The organism is Streptomyces sp. NPDC040405, assembly GCF_055595765.1.
Map to the genome: position 1 here is coordinate 768,041 of NZ_JBVIVI010000004.1, position 11,806 is coordinate 779,846.

The 11,806-nt window shown below is 76.4% G+C and carries 9 protein-coding genes; 7 read left to right on the forward strand and 2 right to left on the reverse strand.

Annotated elements, in window-relative coordinates; all coding sequences use genetic code 11:
* The first annotated feature begins 82 nt into the window (after positions 1-82).
* Both ACZ59A_RS21095 and ACZ59A_RS21100 read left to right on the forward strand, forming a co-directional pair.
* The gene (locus ACZ59A_RS21095; RefSeq protein ID WP_468046184.1) at positions 83-721 is read left to right on the forward strand and encodes a DUF1266 domain-containing protein; all 639 of its coding nucleotides are present in this window, start codon (positions 83-85) and stop codon (positions 719-721) included.
* A gap of 354 nt (positions 722-1,075) precedes the next feature.
* Positions 1,076-4,483 carry a hypothetical protein gene (locus ACZ59A_RS21100; protein WP_470960608.1) on the forward strand — a complete coding sequence of 1,136 codons (3,408 nt, stop codon included), beginning with the start codon at positions 1,076-1,078 and terminating at the stop codon, positions 4,481-4,483.
* Positions 4,484-4,488: 5 nt separating this feature from the next.
* Here ACZ59A_RS21100 and ACZ59A_RS21105 read toward each other — a convergent pair whose 3' ends face one another.
* Positions 4,489-5,940: a helix-turn-helix domain-containing protein gene (locus ACZ59A_RS21105; protein ID WP_470960609.1), complete on the reverse strand. Its 1,452-nt coding sequence runs from the start codon at positions 5,938-5,940 to the stop codon at positions 4,489-4,491.
* A 217-nt stretch (positions 5,941-6,157) separates the two neighbouring features.
* Between ACZ59A_RS21105 and ACZ59A_RS21110 the strand changes: the two genes are divergently transcribed.
* A complete protein-coding gene (locus tag ACZ59A_RS21110; RefSeq protein ID WP_470960610.1) occupies positions 6,158-6,775 on the forward strand; it encodes a hypothetical protein in 618 nt (205 codons plus the stop codon).
* Between the two features lie 114 nt (positions 6,776-6,889).
* Positions 6,890-7,573 (forward strand): GOLPH3/VPS74 family protein, encoded by a 684-nt coding sequence (locus tag ACZ59A_RS21115; RefSeq protein WP_470960611.1) that lies wholly within the window; start codon positions 6,890-6,892, stop codon positions 7,571-7,573.
* A 16-nt stretch (positions 7,574-7,589) separates the two neighbouring features.
* Here the strand turns inward: ACZ59A_RS21115 and ssgD are convergent, their stop codons facing one another.
* The gene (gene ssgD, locus ACZ59A_RS21120; protein ID WP_468046194.1) at positions 7,590-8,006 is read right to left on the reverse strand and encodes a spore wall synthesis regulator SsgD; all 417 of its coding nucleotides are present in this window, start codon (positions 8,004-8,006) and stop codon (positions 7,590-7,592) included.
* 241 nt (positions 8,007-8,247) lie between these two features.
* On the opposite strand from ssgD, the gene ACZ59A_RS21125 reads away from it, so the two are divergent.
* The 3 genes from ACZ59A_RS21125 (at position 8,248) to ACZ59A_RS21135 (ending at position 11,714) form a co-directional block, all read left to right on the forward strand.
* The gene (locus ACZ59A_RS21125) at positions 8,248-9,741 is read left to right on the forward strand and encodes an RNA polymerase sigma factor (protein WP_470960612.1); all 1,494 of its coding nucleotides are present in this window, start codon (positions 8,248-8,250) and stop codon (positions 9,739-9,741) included.
* 121 nt (positions 9,742-9,862) lie between these two features.
* The gene (locus ACZ59A_RS21130) at positions 9,863-10,957 is read left to right on the forward strand and encodes a WD40/YVTN/BNR-like repeat-containing protein (protein WP_470960613.1); all 1,095 of its coding nucleotides are present in this window, start codon (positions 9,863-9,865) and stop codon (positions 10,955-10,957) included.
* A 31-nt stretch (positions 10,958-10,988) separates the two neighbouring features.
* On the forward strand, positions 10,989-11,714 hold the full coding sequence (locus tag ACZ59A_RS21135; protein WP_470960614.1) for an endonuclease V: 726 nt from the start codon (positions 10,989-10,991) through the stop codon (positions 11,712-11,714).
* Positions 11,715-11,806: the final 92 nt, after the last annotated feature.

An 11,806-nucleotide genomic window follows, 5' to 3' on the forward strand; every position in this document is an offset into this window, starting at 1 on the left:
CGTAAGCGCCGCCGGGCGGCCCCGCACGATGTACGGACACCGATTGACCGCGGGCGGGCGCTCTGCCAGCATCAGTCGCCTTATGGCTGGCTGGATACAGTTCGGCGGCACCCTGGTCAAGATGGCCGTGGGCCCGTCGGCGAAGAAGCGCTACCCCACCCCGCTGACCTCCCACCAGCGGTGGATGGTCTCGCTCGCGGCGATCCTCGCCGAGCGCACCCCGGGGCATTCCCATACCCTGCTCTACCCGCTCAAGCGCATCGACGCGTCGGTGTCCCGGGGGCGGCTCTCGGACAGCTGGGGCATCACCACCACGGAGGACCTGCACGCCGTACTGCACCGGCTGGCCACCACCGGACACCGTACGCAGATGGCCGCGGCCATCGGCCACCCGCCGCTGGCCTGGGACATCGCCCGCTACGCGGACATCACCCGCTACGGCCTCGCCGCCGGATACCTCGACGAGCCCACCGCGTGGCGGCTGCTGCGCGAGGTCGTGGCGCCGGTCGCGCGGACGTACGGCTCGTGGAAGGAGTACGCCGACGACTTCATGACCGGCCGCCTGGCCTGGCTGCGCGCCCTCAGCGGCACCTCGAACGAGGACTGGCCGGTGTCCCAGGAGGACACGGCCCGCGCCGTGCAGCGCCTGGTGGACCCCATGAACCAGGACAGCCCCTGGCAGCGAACCCCCTGGGAGACCATCTACCACCCGGACGCCTGACCCGCGCCTCCACCGATCGCGGGACGCCCGGACCACGGCAGTTGCCCCGCGCGCGGAGGTGCTTGGTGCTCCGCCCGGCCGGATGGCGGGGCTGGGAGCAGCCCGGTCGGGCCCCCGCCCCGGGGTTCCCGGCTGCGCCTCCCCGGACCACCGGCGGCCGTTGCCGTGCGCGGAGGTGTTCGGCGCTCCGCCCGGACGGGTGGCGGGGCAGCGTCGGCCTCGGCCCGCGTCTCCCGGGGCGCTGGGTGCGCGGTGTCGGGCGGACTGCCCGGTCGGGGCAGGGGCGGAGCGTCCTGCATTGGGGGAACATGACCCCGTGTGGAGGCGCAGGTGGGGGCGGGGAGAATCCTCGGCATGGTGTACGACCCCGACGCGCCCCGCGTCCTCGCCGACGAACTGATCGCCGCCCTCGACCCCTTGCCGTACCCGCGGCGCATGCGGGAGCTGGCCGGGCGGGTGCGGGCAGCCAGTGCGCGGGGGCAACTGGCCGGGCTGGTCGAGGAGCTGGCGGGGCGTGGGGCGTACGAGCGGCGGCTGGCCGCAGCGGCGGCGGCGATCGGCGGGCGGACCGGCCATCTGGAGACGCTGCTCACCGACCCCGACCCCCTGGTGCGCGGCCACGCGCTGCGCGCCCGGGTCCGGGACGAGGCGCTGGAGGCGGCGTTCGAGGACGCGCCCGCCGCCGTACGGCGCCAGCTCATCCGGGCCGTCGTCGCCCGGCGCCGCACCGCGCTCGCCGACCGGCTCGTCGACCCGCTGCGGGAGCGCTGGGGCGACGCCGAGGCGGCGCGGCTGCTGCCCGGGTGCGGGGCGGACACCGTCGTACGGCTGCTGCCCGCGCTGTTCCACGCGGTCGGCAGCTGGCGGCCGCTCACCACCCGCCACCCCGCCGCGGTCCTCGACGAGGCCGAGCGGCAGCTGACCGCGCTGCCCGCGGCGCTGCGCGCCGACTGGTGGCTGCGGTACGCGCCCGGCGTGGCGCTCGCCGCCCGCGCCGAACCGCACCGCGTACTGGACCTGCTGGAGCGGTGGTGTCACAGCGCGCTGCCCCCGCCCCTGCGCCACCGGCTGGGCACGCTGGTGGCCGCCGACCCCGGCCGTACGCTCGATCTGCTGCTCACGCCCGAACACACCCAGCTGCTGCGCGGCCAGGGGCTGGAACGGGCGGTGCTGCGCCGCCTCGTCCGCGCCGACCCGCCCGAACTCGACGCCCTGGGCCGGGCCCTCGCGCACGACGCCGAGGCCCTGGCGCGGCTGCTGGCCGCGCTGCCGCCCGCCCGCCGCGCCGCCTTCTTCGGTGCCGCCACCGCCGAACGCGACCCCGCCCACGCCGTCCTGGCACCCGCCGTCCTCGACGCGCTGCCGCGCCCCGCCCGCCAGGCCGAGGCGCGCCGGATGGCCGCGCAGGCGCGCGAGCGCGGCGCGCACTGGACGACGGTCCTCGAAGCGGTCGCGTATCTGCCGGTCGAAGAGGCCCACGACGAGCTCCACGCGGCCATCCGCCGCCCCGCCGCGGACGACCGGGCCGCCGCCTACCCGCTGCTGATCCGCAACGCCGCCCGCTCCGGCGACCCGGGCGCCGTCACCGCACTGCTGCGGCAGCTGGAACGGCTGCGCAATGAGCAGGACCCGGTGCGCCACGCCGCCCTCGACGCGCTCGCCGCGACCGTGCCCGCCCTGTTCACCGACGACGCCGCCGAACCCCTCGACCGGGTCGCCACCGACGCCATCCAGGCCCGCGACTCCTCCACCGCCACCCGCCGGGCGCTGCGCCGCCTCGCCGTCGCCCTGCTGCGCGAACACGCCGTCACCGGGCGGCGCGAACTGCTCGGCTGGGGGCTGCGCACCGTCACCCGGCTCGCGGGCAGCGTCGGCGCCGCCGACCTCGGCCGCCTCGACCACCAGCTGCGGCGCGGCCAGGAACACACCGTCTTCGAGGCGCTGCGCCCCTGGCTGGAGGCGGGCGCCGAACGCGTCGACCACGAGCTGACCTTCGCCCTCGCCCGCTCCCTCGGACGGCGCGCCCACACCATGCCCGAGCTGCAGGAACTGCTGTGGCAGGCCATCGCGTTCGGCCGCGGCGACACCGCCCGCACCGCGATCGTCCTGTGGCTGGAGCCGCCCCGCGAACGGGACGCCCGGGTGGCCGAACTCCTCGCCCAGGAGCCCTCGGCCGCCGTACTGCCGCCGGTCCTGGCGGTGCTGACCCGGCGCCGCACCGACCTGCTCGACCTCGCGCTCGGCGACACCCCGCCCTACGGCCGCTTCCTCACCCACGGCACCCACTGGACGCCGCCCACCGGCCGCGACAGCGCCCGCTGGCTGCCCCGCCAGCAGGCCGCAGCCGCCCGCCTGTTGGCCGGGGCCGCCGCCGACACCACCCTGCCCCTGCCCGAACGCGCCTGCGCGATAGCCCGCGCCGCGCCGCTCGACGAGGGCACGCCGCTGGTCAGGACGTGGGCCGCCGCCGATGACGTGGTCCTCGCCGAGGCCGCGCTCGCCGCCCTGTCCCGGACCCGCCGCCCCGGGGACGCCCTGCCCGTCCTGCTCGCCCACGCGGGCGGCGACCGGGCGCGGGTGGCGGTGTACGCGGCGGCCAGGGCCGCCCGGTACGTGGCGCCGTCCCGGCTGGACCGGCTCATCCGCGGCGTCCTCGTACCCGACGGGGTGGCCACCGCCGTACCGTCCGTCCCGCCCAAGGTCACCAGCCGCAAGGAGGCAGCCCGGCTCGCCGCCACCCACCTGCCCGTCCCCGACGCGGCCACCCTCCTCGCCGACGCCCAGGGACTCCCCGGCCAGCACCCCGACGTCCAGGCCGTCTGCGTCCGCTTCGCGGCCCGGCTGCTCGGCACCAAACGCGCCTGGGAACTGCTGACGGCCGCCGCCGGAGGCCGCCGCGAACTGCGCCACGCGGTCCTGCGAACCCGGCCGCTCGACCTCCCCGAACTCCACCGCGAGCGTTACGCCCAGCTCATCCGCGTCGTCTGCGACACCGAGGACCCCGAGGTGGCGGCCTCCGGTCACGCGGCGCTCGCCCGCTGGTCGCCCTGGGCGCCGGACGCGGCGGCGCTGCTGGTCGCGGCCGTCACCGACCTCGGCAACCGGGCGAGCTGGCGGTCCGCGGCCGACGCGCTGCTCGCCCTCATGGCCGCCGCGCCCGACGGCGCCTCCGAGGACAACCCGCTCGCCTGGGCGCTGGCCGCCCTCGTCACCGCCGACGCCCGCACCGGCATGCCCGACGCCGAACCGGACCGCGACCGGCCTGCCCGCCAGCGCATCCGCCACCTGGCCACGCGACTCGCCCAGCACGGGCGGATGCGGCCGCGGGAGATGCGGCGCCACGCCCTCGGCGCCGCCGAACTCCTCGCCGGATACGAGACGTTCGTCCCCGAGGCCGCCCAGGTCCTCGTCCAGGCGCTCGACCTGAACGCCCGGCCGAGCGCGCTGACCGCCGCGCTCGCCCGCCTCGCCCGGCTGCACACCTCCCGCCCCGCGCTCGCCGCCCGCACCGCCGACACCCTGCGGGACCGGCTCGGCGCCGCCTCGCGGCCGGGCGGCGGCGAGGCGCTGCTGCGCGCCGCCTGGCAGCTGGAGGAGGACGGCGGACACGCCGCCGGGCTCTTCGCCGCGGTGCTCACGGGCGTCGGCGGCCCCCGTACGGAATGGGCGGAGCCCTGGCGGGAACGCGTGCGGGGCCTGCGCCAGCATCCGCACCCGGACGTGCGGGACGCGGCGCTGCGGCTGACGACGGCGGACGAGTAGGGGCCTCAGCCGCTTTCGCGCCACGCTCCCTCGCCGTAGTCGTACCCGTACGCGGGGCGGCCCTTGACGCCGCTGGTGCGGAACGGCGCGCCGTGGTCGTCGATCCGCACCGTCCCGGAGCGGTCCCCGCTCGTCCACTCCAGCTCCAGGTACCAGCGGCAGTCGCAGCCCGCCGTACGGGCGTTGACCAGCAGCACCTCGGGGTCGGACGCCGAGACGCGGTACGGGAAGCGGACGGCGGGGATCGGCTTGCCCTCGTCGTTGCCGTCGGTGGGGCGCGCCAGGGGGCGCGGGGCGTCCAGGTCGACGGAGAAGGCGCGCGGGGTGAGGGAGCCGCCGCAGCCGTTCTCCATGGCGAACGACGACCAGGGCAGCGGCGTACGGCGCCCCACGACCCGTACGTGCAGGGCGCGCAGCACGACCGCGGACTCCGCCCGGCCCTGGACCGTCACCTCGACGTTGGTGGTCCCGCCGTGGACCGCGTCATGGGCGGCGGCCCAGGCCGGGGCGTCCTGCTCGGTGGGCGGCGGGGCGACATCGGCGGGCGGCCGGTCGATGAGGTAGCGGTGGTCGCAGCCGTTCTCCCAGACGTGGGAGCGGGTGCCGAGGGTGAGGGGCAGGCGTGCGGAACCGTTCCGGGGCGTGCGGGACGCGCCGGGCGTGGATCCCGTGCCGCCGTCGCGCCGCCCCGGCTTCCCGGTGCGCGGCGCGCCCGACCGCGGACCGTCCTCGGTCTCCTTACGGTCCATATGGCCGCGGGCGGTGGGCCCGGCGGCGGGTGGGCGCGTCGCGGGGGCCTTCGGCGTCGCGGTCGCCGGGGGTGAGGCGGCGGTGTCGCGCCGCGGTTCGCCGCCGCCGGACGACGACCGCACCTCCACGGCCGTGACGGCGAGGACGACGGCGGCGGCCAAGCCCGCCACCAGGGCCCACGGCCGTGCGCGCCACGGGGCGCGGGCGCCCCCGCCCGACGCCGCCCCGCCTGACGCTGCCCCGCCTGACGCTGCCCCGCCCGACGCCGCCCCGCCTGACGCTGCCCCGCCTGACGCTGCCCCGCCTGACGCTGCCCCGCCCGACGCCGCCTCGTCTGACGTCGCGTCGGCGGAAACGGCCCGTAATCGCGCCCGCGCCGCGAACGGCTCGCGCGCGGTGCCGCCCGCCGCCTCGTCCCGGTCGGCTGCCCGGGCCACCCCGGTCGGCCGCCCCGTCGAGCGGTGCGCGTCGGCGCGGATCCAGCGGCGGTGGAGGGCGATCAGCTCCTCCGGAGTGGCGCCGCACAGGCGGGCCAAGCGCTCCACCGGGGCGTAATCCGCGGGCACCGCGTCGCCGTTGCAGTAGCGGTGCAGGGTGGACGCGCTGACGTGCAGACGGGTGGCCAACGCCCCGTAGCTGCGGCCCGAACGCTCCTTCAGAGCGCGCAGGCTCTCCGCGAATTCCTCGACCGCATCGGCTCTCCCCACCGGCCCATCCCCCGTTTCCGCTCCCGCGGCCACCCGCAACGCCCCATGGGCGCGTTCCAGGGTGCCGTCATTCCCCCAAGTCAGCGTACGTGCAGGCATTCCCGCGTCCCGGATGACACGCCTGCCGTAGCGGTGGCGGCGCGGCGCCGCGCAGTCTGGGGCTGCCGCCGTGAGTTTGGCGGTTCTTCCACCACATGCGAAGCGAGGAACCCTTTCCATGCGTATGTCTCCGCACACACTCCGCACCGCCGCCCTCGGCGCGCTCACCACCGCCGCCCTCGTAGCGGGGTCCGCCACCGCCACCGCGGCCCCGGGCACGCCCGGCCACCTCGTACCGAAGGAGCTGCCGCCGCACGCCTCGTCCGACTGGTACGCGAGCGACGTCACCCGGGGGCTGCCGGAGAACGTCCCCTTCTGCGTCGAGAACACGCTGCCCTCCGCCGGGGCCACCCATCGGACCTTCTGGACCGAGTACGACACGACCGCGACCCAGGTCGTGGTCAAGGCCGCCACCGTGGACGCCGCGCGCAAGCTCGCCGCGGCGGCCGAGAAGAAGGTGCGGAACTGCGCCGCCGACTGGGAGCGCGTCTTCCCCGAGGGCACGGCGTCCTGGCGGGACTACGGCACGCTTCCGGCCGAGGACGGCGCCCATGTCTACGGCGTCCACACCTCGTACCCGGACTCGGAGCCGGGGATCCACCTCTACGGGGTCGGGCGTGACGGGCGGACCGTCACCGTCGTCGCGTGGGGCGAGATGGGGAACTACGCACACGCCCCGGTCGACGCGTTCCGGCGGACGACCACCACGGCGGTCGTGAAGCTGCACCACCCGTAAGGGCGGGGCGGGCGGCTACGCGCACACGGGGGTGGTGCGCGTCGCCGTCGCCGGGGGAGGGCACAGCCTCTAGGGTCGGTGCACCCGCCCGACCGGATCATGCCCGGAGGTCCCGTGCCGAACGGTTCGCTCTCCCTCGCCGCCACGCTCTACCTGCTCGCCTTCGATCCGAGCACCGGCAAGCCCGTCACGCATCGGGGCTATCTCGCGCGGGCCGCGGCGCTCACCGAACTGGCGCAGCGCGAGCTGCTCGTCGACGCGAAGGGCCACCCGAAGCCGCTGCCGGACGCGCGGACCGGGGACCCGGCGCTGGACGGGCTGCTGGAGCTGATCGAGGAGTCCCGGCCGCGCACCTGGGGGGTCTGGGTGGGGCATCAGCCGCAGTTGACCGAGCGGGCGGTACGGAACCAGCTGCGGGCGGCCGGATATCTGCGCGCGACCTCACGGCGGGTGCTCGGCGTGTTCCCGGTCAAGGAGTACGCGCTGGAACGGCCGCAGCTGGTCGCGGGGATGCGGGACGAGGCGGTGCGCGTCCTGCACGGGGAGCGGCCCGCGTCCGAGGTGTCCGAGCGGGACGCGGCGCTCATCGCGCTCGCCGCGGCGGGCGGGCTGACGACCGTCGTCACGCACAAGGACCTCACGGCGCACCGGAAGCGCATCGCGGAACTGGAGGCGCGCAGCGGCGCACCGGGGGCCGCGCTGGAGGGCGTGGTCGACCGGGTGCGGGCGGCGCTCGCCGCCGCGGTGGCCACGGCGCTGTCGGCGGCGACCGCCGTCACGACCACGACCACCGACTGAACCCGCGGGATATCTCTCAGGCGGCGTCTCTGAGCAGCGACGCCAGCCCGTCGTCCAGGTCCAGCTCCCCGCCCTCGGTCCCCTCCGGCACCACCGCGTACGAGCGGCCCAGGAACCGCCGCAGGTCCTCGGTGTCGAACTGGACCATCGCCATGCCCTCGGGCGCGTGGAACTCCAGCACGGTGCGCTGCGTTCCGCACGGCCACATCTGGACGTCCCCGCTGCCCGCGGGACCGCGCAGCCCGGCCGCGAGCAACTCCCGCCCGAATGTCCACTCCACGGCGGAACCGTCGAGGGACGCGGTGGGCGGGAAGGAGACGCGGACGGCGAACGGGTCGTCGCGCTCGTAGCGCAGGCATGCCGGGATGGCGCGTGCCTCTGGGGTCGACGCGATGAGGTGGGCCTGGACTGCTTGGTCGATGACAGTGGTCACAACGCCTGCTCCCTTGCGATCAGTGCGGGTCCTCGCCGTCTCTACGTCCATAAGACGTACAGGCCGACAGGCCAGTGCACCCGCGCGGGACGTGACGTGCGTCACGACTGGTTTTTCGGGGGGACATACGGCATTTAGGCTTGCCAAATCCATGCACGGTCTCGGGTGCCGTGCGGAGCTGTTACAAAACTTCCGCCGCACTCCGTCCTCCCGAGGCACCCACCCCAGGGGTTGTTCCACCATGACGATGCGTCCCGCGGCGCTGGATGCGGCCGCGTACACCCGGCTTTACGAATCCGAATATCCACGACTTGTCGGGTACGCCCGCACCCTCACCGGCAACCCCTGGATGGCGGGGGATCTCGTCGCCGAGGCGCACTTCCGCGTCTGGCGGCGGCTGCGCTCGGGGGAGTCCATCGACATCGACGACATACCGGGCGAACTGACCGGCGCCGTCCGCGGGCTCGCGGTGGCCTCCGTGAACTGGGGCCCGCCGCAGCAGTCCTCGCTGCTCGAACCGCTGATACGGGTCCTCGGCGAGCTGCCGCAGCGCTGGGTCACGGCGCTCTGGCTCGACGAGGCGGAGGACCTGCCGTCGGAGGAGGCGGCCCGTCGTACGCGGACGACCGCCGAGGCCGCCGCCGCGCTCGTGGAGCGGGCCCGGGAGAGCCTGCGCCATGAGTTCCTGCGTGCGCAGCCCGGTACCGCGGCGAGCGCGGCCTGCGGTGGCCACTGGGACGGGCTGCCCGGTCACGTACTGGGCACGGACGACCCGCACCAGGCCGAGCAGATCGCGGTGCACATCGACGGCTGCCCGGACTGCCGGACCCGGATGGAGCGGCTGGTGGCGGCCGATGGCCGACTGGCCGCGCTGACCGGTCCGGCGCTGCTGGCGCTGTACGACCGGGGCACCGCGCCGTATCTGCGGCCGCTGGTCGCCGCGGGTGGCTGGGCCACGACGGGTGCCGCGGCGGCGGGCGCCGGAGCCGCTGGGGTGGGCGGTCCGGCGACCGTGCCGATCGGCGGTGCCCACGCGGCTCCCGCGAACGGCCCGCTCGTCTCCGGCCGCCGCTCGATGCGCCACCTGATGCACGGGCAGGTGCGCGAGGCGGGACCGGTCGCGGTCGCGGTGGCCGGGGCCGGAGTGCTGTTCGTCGCGGGCGCGGCGATCATGACGGGCCTCGCCCTCACCAACGGCGGCGCGGCGGAGGCGGGCCAGCCCGCGGCGGCGGCGTCGCCGGCGCCGCATCAGAAGTCCTCCGATTCCTCCGGTACTTCCGGTTCGTCCGGTACGGACGCGACCGACGCCGCGTCGCGGACGCCGGGCGCGCCGCGCGCGGACGGCACGCGCGAGGCGTCCCGGAGTCGCCCGTCCACGAAGGCGCCGGGGCACTCGCCCTCGGACGTGCCGTCGAGCGCGGTGTCCCCGTCGCGGTCCACGGAGCCCTCGTCCGCTCCCTCAGACCCGTCGTCGGCGCCCCCGTCGGAGAAGCCGACGAACCCGTCGAAGCCGACCAAGTCGCCCAGCCCATCGGAAACCGGGTCGACTCCGACGTCCGAGCCCACCTCGGAGCCCTCGTCGCCGTCGCAGGACCCGACGGACGGCGGCGGTGACAGCGGCGGCGGTGACAGCAGCCGTACGAAGGACCCGCAGTCCACGCCGACCTCGGCGCCCACCGACGACGGCTCGCAGAACTGCGTATCGCTGGTGGTCCGGCTCTGCCTGAACAAGTGAACAAGCACGGCTGACGGCCGATCGGCGGCGCTCGCGGTTCTTCCGCGGGCGCCGCTTGCGGTTCCGGTGGGCGCCGTCGTGGTGTGGACGGCGTACCGCCCATGGGCTAGCTTCCACCCCCATGACGCGCATGGGGATCATGGGCATGCTCAGACGCACGGCGGCCGCCGGACTCTGCGGGGCGGCGCTCGCCGCCGCCCTCGCCGCGCCCGCGCAAGCCGGTGGGGCGGGCGGCCTACGCGCCGGATGGCGGCCGAAGGACAGCGGCACCGACGCCCGCTTCCGGGGACTCGCCGCCGTCGACCGCCGGACCGCCTGGGTCGCGGGGACGAAGGGCACGGTGCTGCGGACGCGCGACGGCGGGCGCACCTGGCGGAACGTGTCCCCGCCCAGGGCGGAGGGGCTGGAGTTCCGCGACATCGAGGCGTTCGGCGCGCGGCGCGCGGTGGTGCTGGCCATCGGCGAGGGCGAGGCATCGCGGGTCTTCCGTACGGACGACGGCGGCGCCACCTGGAGCGAGACGTTCCGTAACCCCGAGCCGCGCGCCTTCTACGACTGCCTGACCTTCTTCGACGCCCGCCACGGCATCGCGCTCAGCGACCCCGTGGACGGCAAGTACCGCATCCTCGCCACCGGTGACGGCGGCCGCACCTGGCGCGTCCAGCCCTCCGGCGGGATGCCCGCCGCACAGCCGGGCGAGTCCGCGTTCGCCGCCAGCGGGCAGTGTCTGGTGAGCGCCGGGCGCGGGGACGCGTGGTTCGCCACCGGCGGCGCCGCCACCGCCCGGGTCTTCCACACCGCCGACCGCGGCCGCGGCTGGACCGTCGCCGACGCGCCGCTCCCCGCCGGTGACCCGGCCCGCGGCGTCTTCGCCCTCGCCTTCCGCGACGCCCGCCACGGCCTCGCCGTCGGCGGCGACTACCGCCCCGACCAGCCGTCCCCGCGCGCGGCGGCGGTCACCGCGGACGGTGGCGCGGCATGGACTCCGGCCACCGCGCCCCCGCCCGCCTACCGTTCGGGCGTCGCCTGGCTGCCCGGCAGCGCGCGGCTGGCGCTCGCGGTCGGCCCGACCGGCACCGACGTGACGGCGGACGGCGGCCGCACCTGGCGCGCCCTCGACTCCGGTTCGTACGACTCGGTGGACTGCGCCCCGGACGGCGGCTGCTGGGCGTCGGGCGAGAAGGGCCGCATCGCCCGCCTGGAGCCGACCCGGTAGCGGTGCGCGCCGCGCGGTAGCGTGACCGGTCATGACGAGCGCCATCGATCCCCGCTATGAACTCCCGCCCGGCTGGCCCACGACCGAGGCCGAGGCCACCGCCGTGCAGGAGCGGCTGCGGGGATCGGTCCGCGCGGAAGGCGGGGCCGTGCCCGCCCCGGGCGCCGGATCCGGGGCGGTCGTGGGCGTGGACGTGGCGTACGACGACGACCGGGGCGTCGTCGCGGCGGCAGCCGTCGCGCTGGACGCCCGTACCCTCGCCGTCGCCGGGGAGGCGACGGCGGTCGGCCGGACCGCCTTCCCTTACGTCCCCGGGCTGCTGGCGTTCCGCGAGATCCCGGCCGTGCTGGACGCGCTCGGCGCCCTCGACCGGCTCGGCCACCGCCCCGGGGTCGTGGTGTGCGACGGCTACGGCATCGCCCACCCCCGCCGCTTCGGGCTGGCCAGCCACCTGGGCGTGCTCACCGGGCTGCCCACGATCGGCGTCGCCAAGAACCCCTTTACCTTCCGCCACGACCCGCCCGGCCCGCGCCGCGGCGACTGGACGCCGCTGCTCGACGGGGACGAGGAGGTCGGCCGGGCGCTGCGCACCCGGGACGGGGTGAAGCCGGTGTTCGTGTCCGTCGGCCACCGGGTGACCATCGAGGAGTCCTGCGCGTACACCCTCCACCTGGCCCGCGACTACCGGCAGCCCGAGACGACCCGCCGCGCCGACGCGCTGTGCCGCCGCGCGCTGGCGGATACCCGCGCCGGCTAGTACTGCAACGGTGCTTGTTCTGAGTGCTGGGCAGGTTTCAGGGGCTGTGTCTGCGGCGTTTGTAGTGACTGACGCGGGCTTGGTGCTGGCGT